Raw genomic sequence first — 19364 nt, 5'->3', positions numbered from 1 at the left:
CGGCGGCCGCACCCGCGGCCTCAGGGTTGATCAGACAGCGAACAGCAGGAACTCACGTTCCCAGGAGCTGATGACGCGCTTGAAGTTCTCGTGCTCGGCGCGCTTGGTGGCGACGTAGCCGGTAATGAATTTCTTGCCCAGGTACTGCACCAGCGCACGGCTGTTTTCCATGCGTTCGAGGGCGTCCTCGATGGTCAGCGGCAGGCGCAGGTTGCGGCGCTCGTAGCCACGGCCCTGGACCGGTGCGCTGGCCTCGATGCCCTCGACCATGCCGATATAGCCGCACAGCAGGCTGGCGGCGATGGCCAGGTAAGGGTTGGCATCGGCGCCCGGCAGGCGGTTCTCGACGCGGCGGTTCTGCGGGCCGGCGTCCGGTACGCGCAGGCCGACGGTACGGTTCTCCTCGCCCCACTCGACGTTCACCGGCGCCGAGGTGTCGGGCAGGAAGCGGCGGAACGAATTGACGTTGGGGGCGAACAGCGGCAGCGCTTCGGGGATGAACTTCTGCAGGCCACCGATATGGTGCAGGAACAGTTCGCTCATGCTGCCGTCTTCGTTGCTGAAGATGTTCTTGCCGGTGGTCACGTCGACCACGCTCTGGTGCAGGTGCATGGCGCTGCCCGGCTCGCCGGTCATCGGCTTGGCCATGAAGGTGGCGGCCACGTTGTGCTTGAGTGCGGCCTCGCGCATGGTGCGTTTGAACACCAGGATCTGGTCGGCCAGGTGCAGGGCGTCACCATGACGGAAGTTGATTTCCATCTGCGCCGTGCCATCTTCGTGGATCAGCGTATCGAGGTCCAGGCGCTGCAGTTCGCACCAGTCGTACACGTCTTCAAACAGCGGGTCGAATTCGTTGGCGGCTTCGATCGAGAACGACTGGCGGCCGGTTTCCGGGCGGCCAGAGCGGCCGACCGGTGGCTGCAGCGGGAAGTCCGGGTCTTCACTGCGCTTGGTCAGGTAGAACTCCATCTCCGGCGCGACGATCGGCTGCCAGCCCTTGTCGGCGTAGAGCTTGAGGACTCTCTTCAGCACGTTGCGCGGCGACAGTTCGACCGGGTTGCCCTTCTTGTCGTAGGTGTCGTGGATCACCTGGGCAGTCGGCTCGATGGCCCACGGCACGAGGAACACCGCGTCCTGATCGGGACGGCAGATCATGTCGATGTCGGCCGGGTCGAGCAGGTCGTAATAGATGTCATCGTCAACATAGTCGCCGGTCACGGTCTGCAGCAGTACGCTCTCGGGCAGGCGCATGCCTTTTTCGGCGATGAATTTGTTGGTCGGTGAGATCTTGCCGCGGGTGATGCCGGTCAGGTCGCTGATCATGCATTCGACTTCGGTGATCTTGTGCTCTTTCAACCAATCGGTGAGCTGGTCGAGGTTGTTACTCATAAATACCTCAGGAGGTAAGGTGGTCCGCGCCCTGATTCTGGATGGAGTAGATTGCTAAAGCAAAAACCCACGCGCAGGCGCACTGTGGATACACTGAAATTAAGCGTGTCCGTAGTGAAATCAAAGGGCAGGAATACGAGAAGAGCAACGAAAAAGCGTTACGAGGTGTGGTCCGAAGGCGCAAAGCGTCAATTATTGCGGCCATGCAAGCCACAGCTCGACTGATGCGTGCGGGAACGGCAGGGATACCCGACTGCACTGCGCAGGCAGCGCGTTCAGGTCGCGACAAGCGGACCATGTGACCCTCGTATTATTGTGTTCTGGGTTGAGTCCGAGCTTAGCCTTGTTAATTTTTTTACACAACACCTCCGTAAAAAATAAAACACGGCACGTCGGAGATAGCCCTTTGCGAGGGAAATAGCGGATAATGGCACGCCCCGATATGCAGCAAATCTGCCGTCGATGTGCCATTTCGAGGCATCATGGGGTTGGCTTGACATCAGTTTGTCTTTTCGATTGACTGGTCCTGCAAGCCCCCCTTGATTGATATTTTTAACAACAAAGGTGTTGCATCATGTCGGTACCCCCGCGTGCCGTTCAGCTTAACGAAGCGAACGCGTTCCTTAAGGAACATCCTGAGGTTCTCTACGTTGACCTTCTGATTGCAGATATGAATGGTGTGGTGCGTGGCAAGCGCATTGAGCGCACCAGCCTCCACAAGGTTTACGAGAAAGGCATCAACCTGCCTGCCTCCCTCTTCGCCCTGGACATCAACGGTTCCACCGTCGAAAGCACCGGGCTGGGCCTGGACATCGGCGATGCTGACCGCATCTGCTATCCAATCCCCGATACGCTCTGTAATGAGCCATGGCAAAAGCGCCCGACCGCGCAGCTGCTGATGACCATGCACGAACTGGAAGGCGAGCCGTTCTTCGCCGACCCGCGCGAAGTGCTGCGTCAGGTGGTGAGCAAGTTCACCGATATGGGCCTGACCATCTGCGCCGCGTTCGAGCTGGAGTTCTACCTGATCGACCAGGAGAACGTGAACGGCCGCCCGCAGCCGCCACGCTCGCCAATTTCGGGCAAGCGCCCACAGTCGACCCAGGTGTACCTGATCGACGACCTCGACGAATATGCCGACTGCCTGCAGGACATCCTGGAAGGCGCGAAAGAGCAAGGCATCCCGGCCGACGCCATCGTCAAGGAAAGCGCCCCGGCGCAGTTCGAAGTCAACCTGCACCACGTTGCCGACCCGCTCAAGGCCTGTGACTACGCGGTGTTGCTCAAGCGGTTGATCAAGAACATCGCCTACGACCATGAAATGGACACCACTTTCATGGCCAAGCCCTACCCGGGTCAGGCTGGCAACGGCCTGCATGTGCACATTTCCGTGCTGGACAAAGATGGCAACAACATCTTCACCAGCGAGGATCCCGAGCAGAACGCCGCGCTACGTCACGCTATCGGCGGTGTGCTCGAGACCCTGCCCGCGTCCATGGCGTTCCTCTGCCCGAACGTCAACTCGTACCGCCGCTTCGGTGCTCAGTTCTACGTGCCGAACGCACCGAGCTGGGGCCTGGACAACCGTACCGTGGCCCTGCGCGTGCCGACCGGCTCTGCAGATGCCGTGCGTATCGAGCACCGCGTAGCCGGCGCCGACGCCAACCCGTACCTGATGATGGCTGCCGTACTGGCAGGCGTTCACCACGGCCTGACCAACAAGGTCGAGCCAGGCACGCCAATTGAAGGCAACTCGTACGAGCAGCTGGAGCAAAGCCTGCCGAACAACCTGCGCGATGCCCTGCGCGAGCTGGACGACAGCGAGATCCTCAACAAGTACATCGATCCGAAGTACATCGACATCTTCGTCGCGTGCAAGGAGAGCGAGCTGGAGGAGTTCGAGCACTCGATCTCCGACCTCGAGTACAACTGGTATCTGCATACCGTGTAAGCAAAAACGCCGCCCCTGAGGGCGGCGTTTTCGTTTCAGGGGTTGTGCTGGCCGTACTGGCTTACAGGGACTTCTCGAAAATCTTCGAGTTGCGTTGGTAGTTGTACAGCGAAGCCCGCGCCGCCGGCAGCCGCTCGACGCCGCTGGGCACAAACCCGCGCTCCCGGAACCAGTGCGCCGTGCGCGTGGTAAGCACGAACAAGGTATTCAACCCCATCTGCTTCGCCCGCCCCTCGATGCGTTCGAGCAGCTCATCCCCGCGCCCGCCATGACGGTACTCCGGGTTAACCGCCAGGCACGCCAGTTCACCCGCCTGCGAATCGGCAATCGGGTACAGCGCCGCACAGGCGATGATCATGCCCTCACGCTCGACCACGCTGAACTGCTCGATCTCACGCTCCAGCACCTCGCGCGAACGACGCACCAGAATGCCCTGCTCTTCCAGCGGGCTGATCAACTCCAACAAGCCACCGACATCGTCGATGGTCGCCTCGCGCACCACTTCGAACTGTTCCTGCGAGACCAGCGTACCGCCACCTTCGCGGGTGAACAGCTCGGTCAGCAGCGCACCATCTTCGGCATAACTGACGATATGGCTACGCGCCACGCCGCCTTTGCAGGCCTCGGCGGCAGCATCCAGCAGCTCGCCCTGGTAATCGCTGCCCAGGCGCGCCAGGTGCGGGGCGATCTGCTGCGGGCGCAGTTCACGCACCAGCTTGCCGTTTTCGTCCAGCAGGCCAGGCTCGGCCCCGAACAGCAGCAGCTTGTCGGCGCCCAGCTCGATTGCAGCGCGAGTGGCGACGTCCTCGCAGGCCAGGTTGAAGATCTCCCCGGTGGGCGAGTAGCCCAGTGGCGACAGCAGCACGATGGAGCGCTCGTCGAGCAGGCGGCTGATGCCCTTGCGGTCTACCCGGCGCACTTCGCCGGTGTGGTGGTAGTCCACCCCTTCAAGCACGCCGATCGGCCGCGCAGTGACCAGGTTGCCGGAGGCCACGCGCAGGCGCGAACCCTGCATCGGCGAGGCGGCGATGTCCATCGACAGGCGCGCCTCGATGGCCAGGCGCAGGGCGCCGACGGCATCGATCACGCAGTCCAGGGTGGCGGCATCGGTAATGCGCATGCCCCGATGGTAGTGCGGGGTCAGGCCGCGATCCGCCAGGCGGCTTTCGATCTGCGGGCGCGAACCGTGCACCAGCACCAGGCGCACACCCAGGCTGTGCAGCAGCACCAGGTCGTGGACGATGTTGCCGAAATTCGGGTGTTCAACGCCGTCGCCGGGGAGCATGACCACGAAGGTGCAGTCGCGATGGGCATTGATGTACGGGGAGGCATGACGTAGCCAGTTGACGTATTCGGGCATGACAGGGCCTGTGGATAAAGTGGACGGAGAACGGTGAATCACACGGCGTTCAGGATCATCGTCGGAACAGGCTTGCGGTCACGCGCGGTCTCCTCTAGGCAAGAACGAATCAGCAGGGTGGACGTTTAATTCAGGCAATAGTGCCGGATCAGGTCACGCAATAGACGCACGGTAGGCTCGATTCGTGACATTTCAAGGTATTCACCGGGCTGGTGAGCGCAGGCGATGTCGCCAGGGCCCAGCACGATGGTCTGGCAACCCAGCTGCTGAAGATAAGGCGCTTCGGTACCGAACGCCACCGCTTCAGCCCGATGACCGGTGAGGCGCTCGGCCACTTGCACCAGCTCGGCATCGGCAGCCTGCTCGAAAGGTGGTACTTCAGGGAACAGCGGTGCGTAGTCGATGCGTACCTCATGACGCTCGGCCACCGGCTGCAGCTTGCCACGAATGGCGGCGCGCAGCTGTTCCACATCCATGCCTGGCAGCGGGCGCAGGTCGAACTCCAGGGCGCACTGGCCACAGATGCGGTTGGGGTTGTCACCGCCATGGATGCAGCCGAAGTTCATGGTCGGCGTGGGTACGGTGAACTGCGGGTTGCTGAAGGTTGCCTGCCACTGCCGGCGCAGGCCCATCAACTCGCCCATCACCTCGTGCATGGCCTCCATCGCACTGTGGCCCAGGCTCGGGTCGGACGAATGGCCACTGCGCCCGAGGATGTCGATGCGGTCCATGAGGATGCCCTTGTGCATGCGGATCGGCCGCAGGCCCGTAGGCTCGCCGATCACCGCCGCGCGGCCGAGCGGCTGGCCGGCAGCGGCCAGGGCGCGAGCACCGGACATGGAGCTCTCTTCATCGCAGGTGGCGAGGATCAGCAACGGCTGCTTGAAATCGTGCTCCAGCAGCGGGATCACCGCCTCGATGATCAAGGCGAAAAAGCCTTTCATGTCGCAGCTCCCCAGGCCGACCCAACGGCCATCGGCTTCGGTGAGCTTGAGCGGGTCGCTGGACCACAGCTGCTCGTCGTAGGGCACCGTGTCGCTATGGCCGGCCAGCACCAGGCCGCCAGGGCCACTACCGCGGCTGGCCAGCAGGTTGAACTTGCCGGGGCTGACCTGCCGGATGTCACAACTGAAACCCAGATCGCCCAGCCAGCCGGCCAGCAGGTCGATGACCTGGCGGTTGGACTGGTCCAGCGCCGGTTGGGTGCAACTGACCGAGGGCGCGGCGATCAAGGCGGCAAACTGGTCTTTCAGCGTCGGCAACGGCATGCACATACTCCTCGGAAGCGTTGCCCATCATAGGACTATCCGCCGTCTGGAATAAACCGTTGCCGGCCGACTCCTGTAGACTGCCCTGCAACGACGCCCCTCCTTCGAGCCTGTGATGCACAAAGAAACCGAACTCAAGCTCCGCGCCAGCCGCGAGACCCTGGCCGCCCTGCGCGAGCACCCCCTGCTGAAAAAGCGCAACAAGTCCGGCTGGCAGACCCGCGAGCTGCTCAACCAGTACTTCGACACCCCCGAGCGCGACCTTTCCGCCGCCCGTGTCGCCCTGCGCCTGCGCCGCGACGGCGAGGCGATCATCCAGACCCTGAAGTGCCGTGGTCAGAGCGTCGCCGGGCTGTCCGAGCGCAACGAATACGAATGGAATCTGGACAAGGTCAAGCTCGACCTGAAAAAGCTCGACGCCACCTGCTGGCCCGAACAACTGGCCGAGCTGGACAAGAAAACCATCAAGCCGCTGTTCACCACCGACTTCACCCGCGAATACGCTGAAATCAGCTGGGGCCGCGGCAAGAGCAAGGTGGTGATCGAGGCGGCGCTGGACCAGGGTTTCGTGATTGCCGGCAAGCGCAAGGAAGAAATCTGCGAGGTGGAGCTGGAGCTGCGCGAAGGTGCCCCTGAAGCGCTGCTGGAGCTGGCCGCCGAACTGGCCGCCAGCCTGCCGCTGATGCCGTGCGACATCAGCAAGGCCGAGCGCGGCTACCGCCTGCTGGAGCCGGACAGCTACGAGCTGGGCCTCCCGGCTACCGAGCTGAGCGCCGAAATGGCCGTGGACGATGCCTTCGCCGCACTCGCCTGGCAATTGCTGGGCAGCAGCCAGCGCCTGGCCGAGCAGTACCGCCACAATGGCCACTGGCGCCTGCTGCAGGACTGGGTGCAGTGCCTGGCCGAACTGCGCGCACTGGTTGCCAGCCTGGGCCAGGCCGCGCCGCGCGCGACCACCCGCGAGCTGCGCGCCAGCCTCGATGCGCTGCTGGAAGACTGGCGCCCGCTGGTGCAGGCCGGCAATGACGACGAAGACATCCGCCGTGCCGCGCCCGAACAGTTCATCGAAGAACTCGAGGATGTACGCTGGGGCCAGTTCTCCCTGGAAACCTCGCGCTGGCTGCTGGCCCGTGCCTGGACCGTGGAGCGCAAGGGCCGTGGCGAGCGCCAGGGCAAGGCGCAGCTGGCCAGCTGGCTGGCGCACCTGCTGGGCGAAGAAGGCCGCTCGCTGAAGCTGCCGCTGTACACCCAGCGCCCGGAAGACCTGGCCGAACAGCTACCGCGCATCGAACAGCTGCTGGCCTGGCTGCACCATGCCCGCCAGGTGCTCGAAGCGCCGCAGATGGACCGCTTGTATGGCGACCTGAAGAAGCTGCATGAGCTGGCAGAGCTGCCGATCAGCGATGAAGTGCTGGAAGCGCGGATCGAGCAGGCTCGGGCGGTTGATCAGAGCCGGGGCTGGAAGCACCTGCTCAAGGCCTGATAACGCGAAGGCTTCACCTCGATAGCGGCAGGCTGGTGGTGGACTTGATCTCCGATAACGCGACGATTGAGTTCACCTCCTGGATCCCTGGCACGTTCGACAGCTTTTCGAAGAAGAAGCGCTCATAAGCCTCGATATCCGAGGTGACGATGCGTAGCAAAAAATCCACCGCTCCCATCAACACATAGCACTCCAGCACTTCCGGGAACCCGCGAATCGCCTCGGTGAATTCGGTGAAGTTGGAGCGGCCGTGGGCGTTGAGTTTCACCTCGGCGAAGATCTGCGTATTCAAGCCAACCTTCTTGCGATCCAGCAGGGTCACTTGCCCGCGGATCACCCCCTCCTCTTTCAAGCGCTGAATCCTGCGCCAGCAGGGCGATTGCGAAAGCCCCACACGCTCGGCAATCTGCGCGCTGGACAGCGACGCGTCCTCTTGCAGCAGCTCAAGAATGCGCCGGTCGTAGGCATCCAGTTCGCCTTGCATGAATAATTCTCCAAAATACACTTGCCCGAATTGTTTTATCTGCAATACCTGCAAATCGATGGAATCATAGCGAAAAAATACCGGCGTCGACGTGCAAGAATTTCTCCCACATTCGCGGAGACCCAGCATGAACGCACTTGAACGCCCCCTGCCCCGCAGCGATGCCTGGGCCGCCAACGCCAGCCACAGCACCGTGCGCTATCGCCTGCAGGCCGAAGCCGAGCCGGATACCCTGTGCCGGGTGCTCAACCTGTTTGCCCTGCAGTTCCTCACGCCGCACAGCGTGCTGGTCAGCCAGCAGGACGACTGGCTCGACATCGAGGTCGGCATCGGTGGGCTGAGCTGGCACCGGGCGCAAGTGATTGCGCAAAAACTACGCAACCTGGTGTGTGTCGGGGACGTGAGCCTGGAAAACCTGGCCCGTCTGGAGCTGGCTGCGGTCTGAAACCCAACGGCGAAAAAACCCGAAACCCTTTCCCGAGGCTCGCTGCACCAGGCCCGGCTAGCCTTGACCCAGGACTCCCCAAGGCACGGACGCCGCCGATGTTCACACCCAACGAGCAACCCCTCGACCTCAAAAGCCTGCTGGACGCCTTGCAAGCCGACCAGCACCTGACCGCCAACGATTCATGCCAGGTTCGCGAACAAGCGTCCCGTTACAGTGCTCACCACCCGCTTGAGACCATCGCGGCCCTGGGCCTGGAAGACCGCAGCCAGCCTGGCCAGTTGCTGAATCTGGACACCCTGTGCCAATGGCTGGCGCAAAAGGTTGGCCAGCCCTACCTGCGCATCGACCCCATGCAACTCGACCTGGCCCAGGTCAATGGCCTGATCTCCCCCGCCTTCGCGCAACGCCATGGCATCCTGATCGTGGCCAACGACGCCAACGCCATCACCGTGGCCAGCGCCGAGCCTTATCAACAGCTGTGGCAGGCCGACCTGACGCGCAGCCTGGGCAAGCCAATCCGCCGTGTGCTGGCCAGCCCGCTGCAAATCCGCCAACTGGGCCAGTCGCTGTTTCGCCTTGCCCACTCGGTACAAGGTGCGCAGCACCAGCAAGCGGCCAGCCTGGGTGAGCTCGAACACTTGCTTGAACTCGGCAAGCGCCAGGCAGAGGCCACGGCAGACGACGCGCACATCGTGCATATCGTCGACTGGCTGCTGCAGTACGCCATCGAGCAACGCGCCAGCGATATCCATCTGGAGCCACGCCGCGAACAAGGCCGCCTGCGCTACCGTATCGACGGGCTGTTGCACACGGTCTACAGCTTTCCGGCCAACGTCACCCTGGCCGTGGTCAGCCGCCTGAAACACCTGGGCCGCATGGATGTAGCGGAAAAACGTCGCCCGCAGGATGGTCGGGTAAAGAGCAGCCTGCCAGGCGGCAGTGAAGTGGAACTGCGCCTCTCGACGTTGCCGACGCCGTTTGGTGAAAAACTGGTGCTGCGCTTGTTCGACCCGCGCCAGTTGCAGGAGGACTTCGACCAGTTAGGCCTGGAGGGCGAGCAGTTGGCCCAGTGGCAAATGCTGCTGCAGCGCCGTCAGGGCATCCTGCTGGTCACCGGGCCTACCGGTTCTGGCAAGACCAGCACGCTTTACGCCAGCCTCAAGCAGCTGGCCACGCCGCAGGTCAACCTGTGCACCATCGAAGACCCGATCGAGCGGCTGGAGCCGGCGTTCAACCAGTTGCAGGTGCAGCCTGCCCTGGGCCTGGGTTTTGCCGATGGCGTGCGCGCCCTGCTGCGCCAGGACCCGGACATCATCATGATCGGCGAAATACGCGACCGCGAGACCGCACTGGTGGCGGTTCAGGCGGCTCTCACCGGGCACCTGGTGCTTTCGACCCTGCACACCAATGACACGTGCAGCGCCATTACCCGCCTGCTGGAGCTGGGCGTGGCCGATTACCTGATCAGGGCGACCCTGGGCGGGGTCATGGCCCAGCGCCTGGTACGCTTGCTGTGCCAGGCATGCCAGGGCGTCCCATCGAGCGATCCTTGCCAGGTCTGTCGGGGCACCGGCTACCGTGGCCGTATGGGGCTGTTCGAACTGTTGATCCCGAGCGAACGCCTGCGTGCACGGATAAGCGCCAGCACCGATCTGGCAGAACTGCAACGGCAGGCTCTAGCTGAAGGGTTACAGGATTTGCGCAGCTGCGGGGAGGCGAAAGTGGCCCGCGGGCTGACCCGTTCCGAGGAGGTGTTGCGGGTCTGCTCCTGAGCAAAAAACCCTTGTATTCAAGGAACTTGCACCCATTTTGCTGGATCAAACCGACCATCCTCAACCCTCACCCTTCGAGGTGTTTCATCATGCGTCTCAAAACCGCCATCGCAGCTGCTGCCCTGCTTTCGCTGCCTGTTGGCTCTGCCATGGCCGATACCTTCTGGCGTAACGTAATGACTTCCGGCGCGACCACCGCGTCGAGCTACATCACTTCGCACGACCACAAGCTGGTCCTCGCGGCGCAGGATGACGCCGGCAGCTTCGTCGCCAGTGAGGGCGCGATTCGCGGGCCATTCCTGGAGCAGGCGCTGCAGCAAGTGCGAGCCGAAAACCCAGGGATGCAAGCCTCGGACATGGAACTGGCCAACGCCATCCTGGCCAAGAACGCGGTCGCCGAATAAGACTTTGGGGGCGCTCTGCGCCCCCAGATTTCAGCGGTAAGCCTCCACCGGCACGCAAGCACAGAACAGATTCCTGTCCCCATACACGTTGTCGACCCGGTTCACCGCTGGCCAGTACTTGTGCAAGCGCACGTGGGCACTGGGCGCAATCGCCTGCTCCAGGCTGTAAGCCCGGGTCCACGGCGCCAGCACATCGGCCAGGGTATGTGGCGCATGCTTGAGCGGGTTGTCCTCCGCCGGCCAGTTACCCTCCTGCACCTCGGCAATCTCTGCCCGAATCGCCAGCATCGCTTCGACGAAGCGGTCCAGCTCGGCCTTGGACTCGCTTTCAGTGGGCTCCACCATCAAGGTCCCCGGCACCGGGAACGACATGGTCGGCGCATGAAAGCCATAGTCCATCAGGCGCTTGGCAACGTCCTCCTCAGTGATGCCGGTCTGCGCCTTGAGCGGCCGCAGGTCGAGGATGCACTCATGCGCCACGCGCTGGTTGCGCCCGCGATACAGCACCGGGAACGCGCCGCCGAGCTGGCTGGCCAGGTAGTTGGCCGAGAGGATCGCCACTTCACTGGCATCGGCCAGTTGCGGGCCCATCATGGCGATGTACATCCAGCTGATCGGCAGGATGCTCGCACTGCCCCAGGGCGCTGCACTGACCGCAGTGTTATTCGGGTCCAGGCCCGGAACCGGCACTACCGGATGGCTGGCGACGAACGGCTTCAGATGAGCACGGATGCCGATAGGCCCCATGCCCGGGCCACCACCGCCATGGGGGATACAGAAAGTCTTGTGCAGGTTCATGTGCGAAACATCGGCGCCGATGTCCGCCGGCCGCGTCAGGCCGACCTGGGCGTTGAGGTTGGCGCCATCCATGTACACCTGGCCACCGTGCTGGTGGACCACCTCGCAGATCTCGCGGATGCCCTCTTCGTACACACCATGGGTCGAGGGATAGGTAATCATCAGGCACGACAGCCTGGCTCCTGCGGCATGGGCCTTGGCCTTGAGGTCTTCGAGGTCGACGTTGCCGGCATCGTCGCAATCGACGATCACCACCTCCATGCCCGCCATCTGCGCCGAGGCCGGGTTGGTGCCGTGGGCCGACGACGGGATCAGGCACAGCGTACGCTGCGGCTCATGACGGCTGCGGTGATAACGGGTGATGGCCATGAGCCCTGCGTATTCACCCTGGGCGCCTGAGTTGGGTTGCATGCAGATGGCGTCGAAGCCGGTAATGGCGCACAACCAACTTTCCAGCTCGTCGATCATCGCCTTGTAGCCCGTGGCCTGTGCGGCGGGGGCAAAGGGGTGAAGCTGGGCGAACGCAGGCCAGGTAATGGGGATCATCTCGCTGGTGGCATTGAGCTTCATGGTGCAGGAGCCGAGCGGGATCATCGACTGGTTCAGCGCCAGGTCCTTGTTTTCCAGCTGCTTGAGGTAGCGCAGCATCTCGGTTTCGCTGTGATGCAGATTGAACACCGGGTGGCTGAGGAACGGCGTGCGTCGCACCAGCGCAGCGGGGATGCCTTCGGGCAGCGCGTGCTGGTCGAGCGTGGCGATGTCCAGGCCGTGATCGACGCCCAGGAAAATATCCAGCAGCCGCAGCACGGTGGCTTCGTTGCAGGTTTCGTCCAGGCTGACGCCCAGGTGGCCACGCCCCAGGATGCGCAGGTTGATGCGGGCGGCCTCGGCACTCTCGATGATCGCTGCCTGTGCGCCACCGACATCCAGGGTCAAGGTGTCGAAAAAGTGCTGGTTGAGGCGCTTGATGCCTTTGGCCTCAAGGCCTGCGGCCAGCACGAAGGTCAGCCGGTGCACCCGCTGGGCGATGCGCTGCAGGCCTTCCGGGCCGTGATACACCGCATAGAAACCGGCGATGTTGGCCAGCAGCACCTGGGCGGTGCAGATGTTGGAGTTGGCCTTTTCGCGGCGGATATGCTGCTCGCGCGTCTGCAGGGCCATGCGTAATGCAGTGTTGCCACGGGCATCGCGGGACACGCCGATGATGCGCCCGGGCATCGCCCGCTTGTAGTCGTCACGGCAGGCGAAGTAGGCCGCGTGCGGGCCGCCGTAGCCCATCGGTACACCAAAGCGCTGGGTCGAACCCAGCACCACATCGGCACCGAGCTCGCCGGGCGGTGTCAGCACCACCAGGCTGAGCAGGTCGGCGGCCACGCAGGCGAGGGCCTGCTGGCTGTGCAACAGGTCGATCAGCGGACGCAGATCGCGCACCTCGCCGTGGGTATCCGGGTATTGCAGCAAGGCACCGAAGACCTGGTGTTTGGCGAGGTTATCCACAGAGTCGACGATCAACTGGAAACCAAACCCTTCGGCGCGGGTTTTCAGTACCGATAACGTCTGCGGATGGCAGTGCTCATCGGCAAAGAACGCGTTGCTCTTGTTGCGCGCCACTCGTTTGGCCAAGGCCATGGCTTCGGCAGCAGCCGTCGCCTCGTCGAGCAATGACGCGTTAGCCAGCGCCAGCCCGGTAAGGTCGATGACCATCTGCTGGAAGTTGAGCAGCGCCTCCAGGCGGCCTTGGGCGATTTCCGGCTGATAGGGCGTGTAAGCGGTGTACCAGCCGGGGTTTTCCAGCACGTTGCGCAGGATGACCGTAGGCGTGACGGTGCCGTGGTAGCCCATGCCGATGAGGCTGGTCCACACCTGGTTCTGCTCGGCGAAGCCCGCGAGCTTGGCCAACGCAGCCTGTTCATCCAGGGCTGGCGGCAGGTCGAGGGCGCGGTTGAAGCGGATGCCCGGCGGCACGGTCTGCTCGATCAGCTCGCTGCGGCTGTTGAGGCCGAGCGTGCTGAGCATCGCCTGCTGCTCCGAGGCATCGGGCCCCAGGTGGCGGCGCAGGAAAGGGTTGAGCTCTTGCAGTTGATGCAGGGATGGCGACTGGGACATGTCGACGCTCTCTTCCTAGACCAGGTCTCATGGAGACTTATAAGTCTAGGAAGGGATCGGCGAAGGTGCGGGAAAACTTGTTTCAGCAGGCTCGGCCTGCTTCGCGGCTAAAGCCGCGAAGCAGGCAACGCGGTCTTACTCGCCGATAGCGGCTTTATAGCCAGCGGCATCCAGCAGCTTGTCCAGATCAGCCGGATTGCTCGGCTTGAGCTTGAAGATCCACGAATCGTAAGGTTGTTCGTTGAGCAGTTCCGGGCTGTCAGCCAGCTCTTCGTTGACCGCGATCACTTCACCGGCAACCGGGGCGTAGATGTCGGAAGCGGCCTTGACCGACTCGACCACGCCAGCAGCGTCGCCAGCAGCGAACACCTTGCCGACTTCAGCCAGCTCGACGAATACCACGTCACCCAGCGCTTGCTGGGCGTGGTCGCTGATGCCGACGGTGACAGTGCCATCAGCTTCCAGGCGCGCCCACTCGTGGCTTTCGGCGAAACGCAGATCGGCGGGGATATTGCTCATGTCTTGAATTCCTCGTTTGGGTCAGCGGTTCGGCCCGCCGTTGAATGTTCAGATCAGAATCTTGCCATGGCGCACGAAGGTCGGTTTGACCACCCGCACCGGGTACCATTTGCCGCGGATCTCGACCTCGGCACGGTCACCGGTCGCCATGGGCACGCGCGCCAGGGCGATGGATTTGCTCAGCGTAGGCGAGAAACTACCACTGGTGATCTCCCCTTCGCCAATCCCGGCTACACGCACCACCTGGTGGGCACGCAGAACACCGCGCTCTTCGAGCACCAGGCCAACCAGTTTTTCCTGCACACCGCGCTCGATTTCCGCCAACAGACCGGCACGGCCGACGAAGTTGCGTTCAGCCGGCTCCCAGGCGATGGACCAGCCCAGGTTGGAGGTCAGCGGGGTGTGGCTTTCATCGATGTCCTGTCCGTACAGGTTCATGCCGGCCTCCAGGCGCAGGGTATCGCGGGCGCCCAAGCCGCTCGGCGCAATACCGGCGCCGACCAGGTCGTTGAAGAAGGCGACGGCCTGATCACCCGGCAGGATGATTTCCAGGCCGTCTTCACCGGTGTAGCCGGTGCGGGCGATGAACCAGTCACCTTCGGCAACACCTTCGAACGGGCGCAATTCACGGATCAGCGCGGCGCGTGCGGGGCTCAGCAGCTCAGCGACTCTCTCGCGGGCGTGGGGCCCCTGGATGGCGAGGATGGCGAGGTCGGGACGAACGTCGAACGAGACACTGAAACCGGCGCTCTGCCGCTCCAGCCAAGCCTTGACCTTGGCCCGCGTGGCCGCGTTGGTGACCAGGCGGTAGCCACTCTGGGTGCGGTAGACGATCAGGTCGTCGATGACCCCGCCGCCTTCATTGAGCAAAGGGCTGTACAGCGCCTTGCCGGTGCCGTCGAGACGGGCCACGTCGTTGGCCAGCAGACGCTGCAACCAAGGTGTGGCATCGTCACCTGCGATGTCGATGACCGTCATGTGGGAAACATCGAAGACACCACAGTCGCTGCGCACCTGATGGTGCTCCTCGACCTGCGAGCCATAATGCAGCGGCATGTCCCAGCCGCCGAAATCGACCGTCTTGGCGCCGAGCGCCAGGTGCAAGTCGTACAAAAGCGTGCGCTGTCCCATGGGTTTCTCCTTCCGGGCGTGGCGAAGCGGCAGCGGTCGATGACGTTTGATCGTCAGCTCTTCTTGTAGGACCCGCCGCGCGAATGCCGCGCATTGTAGCCGCAAGGGCGCAAGCTGGCATCCTCAGTGACTGTGACCCGGACGACGAGCCGAACGGCGGATCAGCCCGATGACCGGTAACAGCCCCACCAGCACCAACGTCAGCGCCGGCAGCGAGGCGCGCGCCCATTCGCCTTCGCTGGTCATCTCGAACACCCTGACCGCCAGGGTGTCCCAGCCGAACGGGCGCATCAGCAAGGTGGCGGGCATTTCCTTGAGCACATCGACGAACACCAGCAACGCAGCGCTCAAGGCCCCGGGGACCAGCAGCGGCAGATACACCTTGAAAAACAACCCCACGCCACCGACGCCGAGGCTGCGCGAAGCCTCCGGCAACGAGGGGCGTATACGTTCCAGGCTGCTCTCCAGCGGGCCATAGGCCACAGCAATGAAGCGCACCAGGTAAGCCAGCAGCAAGGCCGCCAGACTGCCCAGCAACAGCGGCTTGCCCGCCCCCCCCAACCAAGTGGACAGGGGAATGACCAGCTGATTGTCCAGGTAACTGAACGCCAGCATGATCGCCACCGCCAGCACCGAGCCGGGCAAGGCATAGCCCAGGTTGGCCAGGCCGACGCCGGCGCGAATACCGCCCGTCGGCGCCTGACGGCGGGCGAAGGCCAGCAGCAGCGCCACGCAAACGGTGATCAACGCAGCCATGCCGCCCAGGTACAACGTGTGCAGCACCAGCCCGACATACCGCTCGTCCAGATCATGCCGGCCGCGCTGCAAGCACCACACCAGCAACTGCAGCAGTGGGATGACGAATGCGCAGGCGAACACCAGCATGCACCAGCCGCTGGCCAGCAGCGCCTTGACCCCGCGCAAGTGATAGAGCGCCTGCCCGCGTGGGCGCTCGTTGCCGCTGCGGGTCGCGCCACGCGCGCGGCGCTCGCCGTACAGCACCAGCATCACCGCCAACAGCAGCAGGCTGGCCAGCTGGGCCGCGCTGGACAGGCTGAAGAAACCGTACCAGGTCTTGTAGATGGCCGTGGTGAAGGTATCGAAGTTGAACACAGCCACTGCGCCGAAATCGGCCAGGGTCTCCATCAACGCCAGGGCGATGCCCGCACCAATCGCTGGCCGCGCCATCGGCAGGGCCACCCGCCAGAAGGCTTGCAGGGGCGACAGGCCCAATACCCGCGCGGCCTCCATCAAGCCCTTGCCCTGGGCCAGGAATGCCGTGCGCGCCAGCAGGTAGACATAGGGGTAGAACACCAGCACCAGGACGATGATCACCCCACCGGTGGAGCGTACCCGTGGCAGGCGCATCGGCCCGAATACCTCGCGCAAGGCGCTCTGCACGGGGCCAGCAAAGTCGAGCAGGCCGACGAAGACGAAGGCCAGCACGTAGGCCGGGATGGCGAACGGCAGCATCAGTGCCCAGTCCAGCCAGCGCCGGCCGGGGAACTCGCAGAGGCTGGTAAGCCAGGCCAGGCTGACGCCGAGCAGGGTGACGCCGATGCCAACGCCGACCACCAGGGTCGCGGTATTGCCCAGCAGGCGGGCCATCTGGGTGTCGAGCAGGTGCGACCAGATCTGCAGGTCGACCGACTGCCAGGACAGCAGCAGCACGCTCAGGGGCAGAAGGACCAGGGCGGCGGTCAAGGTGACCGGGAGGTACCAGCGGCGTTGGGGGGTGTGGGGCAAGGTTGAATTCTCGATTGCGGTGGCGACCGCTGCGCGGTCGTTCGCGGGTAAACCCGCTCCCACAGGGTTTTGCGCCATCCTGAAGGGCGGTGGTGTTCCTGTGGAGCGGGTTTACCCGCGAAAGGGCCCTGACAGGCCCCGGAAGCTTAAAGCCGGGCGCTTAGTTCCAGCCAGCGCGATCCATCAGGCGAATGGCCTCGGCCTGGCGCTTGCCGGCCACTTCCACGGGAATGCTGTCAGCCTTGAAGCTGCCCCAGGCCGCCACTTCAGCCGACGGTTTGACCTTCGGGTTGGCCGGGAACTCCTGGTTGATGTCGGCGAACAGCTTCTGCGCTTTCTCGCCGGTCATCCACTCGACCAGCTGCTTGGCGGCTTCCGGGTGCGGTGCATGCTTGGTCAGGCCGATGCCCGACAGGTTGACGTGCACGCCACGGTCGCCCTGGTTGGGCCAGAAGATCTTCACCGGCAATTTCGGGTTCTGGGCGTGCAGGCGACCGTAGTAGTAGGTGTTGACCACGCCGACATCGCACTGGCCAGCCTCGATGGCCTGGATCACCGAGTTGTCGTCGGAGAACACATCGGTGGCCAGGTTGCCGACCCAGCCTTTGACGATCTGCTCGGCCTTGGCCTCACCGTGGTTCTCGATCAGCGTGGCAGTCAGCGATTGGTTGTACACCTTCTTCGCTGTGCGCAGGCACAGGCGGCCTTCCCAGTGCTTGTCGGCAAGGGCTTCGTAGGTGGTCAGTTCGGCCGGCTTGACCCGCTCGGTGGAGTAGACGATGGTCCGCGCGCGCAGGCTAAGGCCGGTCCAGTCATGGGACGAGGCGCGGTACTGTGGTGGGATGTTCTGGTCGATGATGTCCGACTTGATCGGCTGCAGGATGCCCATCTGCTCGGCTTGCCACAGGTTGCCGGCATCGACGGTGAGCAGCAGGTCGGCCACACCGTTCTCGCCCTCGGCCTTGATGCGCTGCATCAGCGGGGCTTCCTTGTCGGTGATGAACTTCACCTTGACCCCGGTCTCGGCGGTGTAGGCGTCGAATACCGGCTTGATCAGCTCGTCGATGCGCGAGGAGTACACCACCACTTCGTCCGCCGCCTGAGCGGTGCCGCCGAACAGGGTCAGGGCCAGGGCGGCCAGTAGGGGCTTGCGTGGCAACATGGAAAGCACTCCTCGGATCGTATGAGAGGTGCAAATGGTAGTGAATCCCATTTTCCGACTCATCATCCGAGCAGTTACCGGATGTTGCAGAGGGCCGCTTCGCGGCCCCAGCGATCTCAAGCCTTGGCAAGATCCGGCAGGTCACCCGTAAGCCCCAGCGCCTGACGCACGAACATCGCCTTGGCCTCCGGCATCTGTTCCACCAGCTTCAACCCGCTGTTTCTCAACCAGCGCAACGGCAACGGATTGGCCTGGAACAGCCGCTCGAAGCCTTCCATCGCCGCCATCAACGCCAGGTTGTGCGGCATGCGCCGGCGCTCATAACGGCTGAGCACCTTCACATCCGCCAAGCGCTCGCCGCGCTCGCAGGCATTCTCCAGCACCTCGGCCAGCACCGCAGCATCGAGGAAGCCCAGGTTGACGCCCTGCCCGGCCAACGGGTGAATGGTGTGCGCAGCATCACCGATCAGCACCAGCCCTTCGTCCACGTAGCGCTTGGCGTGGCGCTGGCGCAACGGCACGCAGACGCGCGGGTCGGCCTCCAGCACATCGCCCAGGCGCCCCTCGAAGGCGCGCTCCAGGGCCTTGAGGAAGGCCTGGTCATCCAACGCCATGATCTGCTCGGCCTGCTCCGGGGTCGTCGACCAGACGATCGAGCACCAGTCCTGCTTGCTGTCACGCGACAGCGGCAGGAACGCCAGCGGCCCCTCGTCGGTGAAGCGCTGCCAGGCGGTGGCCTGGTGCGCGGCGCTGCAGCGCACGCTGGTGACGATCGCGTGGTGCAGGTAATCCCACTCGCGGGTCTCGCAGCCGGCCAGCCGGCGCACCGCCGAGTTGGCGCCGTCGGCGGCCACCACCAGCGGTGTACGCAGCTGGCGGCCATCGGCCAAGGTCAGCAGCCATTCGTCACCGGAGCGGCGCAGTTGCTCCAGCCGGGCATTGGGCAACAGGCCGATGTCGCTGTCGTGCAGGCGTTCCAGCAGACCGTCCTGCACTACCCGGTTCTCGACGATGTGGCCGAGCACCTGGGCATGCACGCTGGCTGCCGAGAAATGAATCTGACCGGTACCACTGCCGTCCCACACATGCATGTCGGAATACGGCGACACGCGCCGCCCGGCGATACCGTCCCAGGCACCCAGGCGCTCGAGAATGCGCTGGCTGGCCGCCGACAGGGCACTGACCCGTGGCTCGAACGGTGCGGCACCGTCGAACGGTTTGACCGACAGCGGGCCGCCATCGAGCAGGAGAATCTCCAGGCCGCTGTGGCGAAGCGCCAGGGCCAGTGCGCTGCCGACCATACCGGCACCGACAATCAACAGATCTGCGCGCATTTCCATGCC

The 19364-nt window shown here is 63.8% G+C and carries 15 protein-coding genes; 5 read left to right on the top strand and 10 right to left on the bottom strand.

The window, feature by feature from the left end:
- Positions 1-30: 30 nt before the first annotated feature.
- Positions 31-1389 (bottom strand): glutamine synthetase family protein, encoded by a 1359-nt coding sequence (locus ABE528_RS07185; RefSeq protein ID WP_152955458.1) that lies wholly within the window; start codon positions 1387-1389, stop codon positions 31-33.
- Positions 1390-1963: 574 nt separating this feature from the next.
- Between ABE528_RS07185 and ABE528_RS07180 the strand changes: the two genes are divergently transcribed.
- Positions 1964-3340 carry a glutamine synthetase family protein gene (locus ABE528_RS07180; RefSeq protein WP_152955456.1) on the top strand — a complete coding sequence of 459 codons (1377 nt, stop codon included), beginning with the start codon at positions 1964-1966 and terminating at the stop codon, positions 3338-3340.
- A 61-nt stretch (positions 3341-3401) separates the two neighbouring features.
- Here ABE528_RS07180 and argA read toward each other — a convergent pair whose 3' ends face one another.
- Both argA and argE read right to left on the bottom strand, forming a co-directional pair.
- A complete protein-coding gene (gene argA, locus ABE528_RS07175) occupies positions 3402-4700 on the bottom strand; it encodes an amino-acid N-acetyltransferase (RefSeq protein WP_346652545.1) in 1299 nt (432 codons plus the stop codon).
- Between the two features lie 125 nt (positions 4701-4825).
- The gene (gene argE, locus ABE528_RS07170; RefSeq protein ID WP_346652544.1) at positions 4826-5968 is read right to left on the bottom strand and encodes an acetylornithine deacetylase; all 1143 of its coding nucleotides are present in this window, start codon (positions 5966-5968) and stop codon (positions 4826-4828) included.
- Between the two features lie 115 nt (positions 5969-6083).
- On the opposite strand from argE, the gene ABE528_RS07165 reads away from it, so the two are divergent.
- A complete protein-coding gene (locus ABE528_RS07165; RefSeq protein WP_346652543.1) occupies positions 6084-7451 on the top strand; it encodes a CYTH domain-containing protein in 1368 nt (455 codons plus the stop codon).
- Between the two features lie 13 nt (positions 7452-7464).
- Here ABE528_RS07165 and ABE528_RS07160 read toward each other — a convergent pair whose 3' ends face one another.
- A complete protein-coding gene (locus tag ABE528_RS07160) occupies positions 7465-7935 on the bottom strand; it encodes an Lrp/AsnC family transcriptional regulator (protein ID WP_079230134.1) in 471 nt (156 codons plus the stop codon).
- A 127-nt stretch (positions 7936-8062) separates the two neighbouring features.
- Between ABE528_RS07160 and ABE528_RS07155 the strand changes: the two genes are divergently transcribed.
- The 3 genes from ABE528_RS07155 (at position 8063) to ABE528_RS07145 (ending at position 10559) form a co-directional block, all read left to right on the top strand.
- Complete coding sequence (locus ABE528_RS07155; RefSeq protein ID WP_346652542.1) at positions 8063-8380, top strand: hypothetical protein; 318 nt, start codon at positions 8063-8065, stop codon at positions 8378-8380.
- Between the two features lie 98 nt (positions 8381-8478).
- Complete coding sequence (locus ABE528_RS07150; protein WP_346652541.1) at positions 8479-10155, top strand: GspE/PulE family protein; 1677 nt, start codon at positions 8479-8481, stop codon at positions 10153-10155.
- Positions 10156-10244: 89 nt separating this feature from the next.
- Positions 10245-10559, top strand: coding sequence for a DUF2388 domain-containing protein (locus ABE528_RS07145; protein ID WP_110632695.1), 315 nt, complete (start codon positions 10245-10247; stop codon positions 10557-10559).
- Between the two features lie 30 nt (positions 10560-10589).
- On the opposite strand, the gene gcvP is transcribed toward ABE528_RS07145, so the two are convergent.
- From gcvP to ABE528_RS07115, 6 genes are all read right to left on the bottom strand, one after another.
- On the bottom strand, positions 10590-13463 hold the full coding sequence (gcvP, locus tag ABE528_RS07140) for an aminomethyl-transferring glycine dehydrogenase (protein WP_346652540.1): 2874 nt from the start codon (positions 13461-13463) through the stop codon (positions 10590-10592).
- A gap of 135 nt (positions 13464-13598) precedes the next feature.
- Positions 13599-13982, bottom strand: a complete 384-nt coding sequence (gene gcvH / locus ABE528_RS07135) for a glycine cleavage system protein GcvH (RefSeq protein ID WP_346652539.1) — start codon at positions 13980-13982, stop codon at positions 13599-13601.
- 48 nt (positions 13983-14030) lie between these two features.
- Positions 14031-15113: a glycine cleavage system aminomethyltransferase GcvT gene (gene gcvT, locus ABE528_RS07130; RefSeq protein ID WP_346652538.1), complete on the bottom strand. Its 1083-nt coding sequence runs from the start codon at positions 15111-15113 to the stop codon at positions 14031-14033.
- Positions 15114-15236: 123 nt separating this feature from the next.
- A complete protein-coding gene (locus ABE528_RS07125; protein ID WP_346652537.1) occupies positions 15237-16859 on the bottom strand; it encodes an iron ABC transporter permease in 1623 nt (540 codons plus the stop codon).
- 160 nt (positions 16860-17019) lie between these two features.
- Positions 17020-18021: an extracellular solute-binding protein gene (locus tag ABE528_RS07120; RefSeq protein ID WP_152955434.1), complete on the bottom strand. Its 1002-nt coding sequence runs from the start codon at positions 18019-18021 to the stop codon at positions 17020-17022.
- 116 nt (positions 18022-18137) lie between these two features.
- Positions 18138-19355 carry a 2-octaprenyl-3-methyl-6-methoxy-1,4-benzoquinol hydroxylase gene (locus ABE528_RS07115; RefSeq protein WP_346652606.1) on the bottom strand — a complete coding sequence of 406 codons (1218 nt, stop codon included), beginning with the start codon at positions 19353-19355 and terminating at the stop codon, positions 18138-18140.
- Positions 19356-19364: the final 9 nt, after the last annotated feature.

Origin of the sequence: Pseudomonas sp. TWI628, assembly GCF_039673865.1 — a bacterium.
Lineage (GTDB): Bacteria > Pseudomonadota > Gammaproteobacteria > Pseudomonadales > Pseudomonadaceae > Aquipseudomonas.
Note: the sequence above shows the minus strand (reverse complement) of the source record. Positions and strands in the feature narration are given on the sequence as shown.

Bases quoted from the DNA above. Each gene is read 5' to 3' on its own strand.
- ABE528_RS07185 (WP_152955458.1), bottom strand. From the start codon at position 1,389: ATGAGTAACAACCTCGACCAGCTCACCGATTGGTTGAAAGAGCACAAG.
- ABE528_RS07180 (WP_152955456.1), top strand. From the start codon at position 1,964: ATGTCGGTACCCCCGCGTGCCGTTCAGCTTAACGAAGCGAACGCGTTC.
- argA (WP_346652545.1), bottom strand. From the start codon at position 4,700: ATGCCCGAATACGTCAACTGGCTACGTCATGCCTCCCCGTACATCAAT.
- argE (WP_346652544.1), bottom strand. From the start codon at position 5,968: ATGCCGTTGCCGACGCTGAAAGACCAGTTTGCCGCCTTGATCGCCGCG.
- ABE528_RS07165 (WP_346652543.1), top strand. From the start codon at position 6,084: ATGCACAAAGAAACCGAACTCAAGCTCCGCGCCAGCCGCGAGACCCTG.
- ABE528_RS07160 (WP_079230134.1), bottom strand. From the start codon at position 7,935: ATGCAAGGCGAACTGGATGCCTACGACCGGCGCATTCTTGAGCTGCTG.
- ABE528_RS07155 (WP_346652542.1), top strand. From the start codon at position 8,063: ATGAACGCACTTGAACGCCCCCTGCCCCGCAGCGATGCCTGGGCCGCC.
- ABE528_RS07150 (WP_346652541.1), top strand. From the start codon at position 8,479: ATGTTCACACCCAACGAGCAACCCCTCGACCTCAAAAGCCTGCTGGAC.
- ABE528_RS07145 (WP_110632695.1), top strand. From the start codon at position 10,245: ATGCGTCTCAAAACCGCCATCGCAGCTGCTGCCCTGCTTTCGCTGCCT.
- gcvP (WP_346652540.1), bottom strand. From the start codon at position 13,463: ATGTCCCAGTCGCCATCCCTGCATCAACTGCAAGAGCTCAACCCTTTC.
- gcvH (WP_346652539.1), bottom strand. From the start codon at position 13,982: ATGAGCAATATCCCCGCCGATCTGCGTTTCGCCGAAAGCCACGAGTGG.
- gcvT (WP_346652538.1), bottom strand. From the start codon at position 15,113: ATGGGACAGCGCACGCTTTTGTACGACTTGCACCTGGCGCTCGGCGCC.
- ABE528_RS07120 (WP_152955434.1), bottom strand. From the start codon at position 18,021: ATGTTGCCACGCAAGCCCCTACTGGCCGCCCTGGCCCTGACCCTGTTC.
- ABE528_RS07115 (WP_346652606.1), bottom strand. From the start codon at position 19,355: ATGCGCGCAGATCTGTTGATTGTCGGTGCCGGTATGGTCGGCAGCGCA.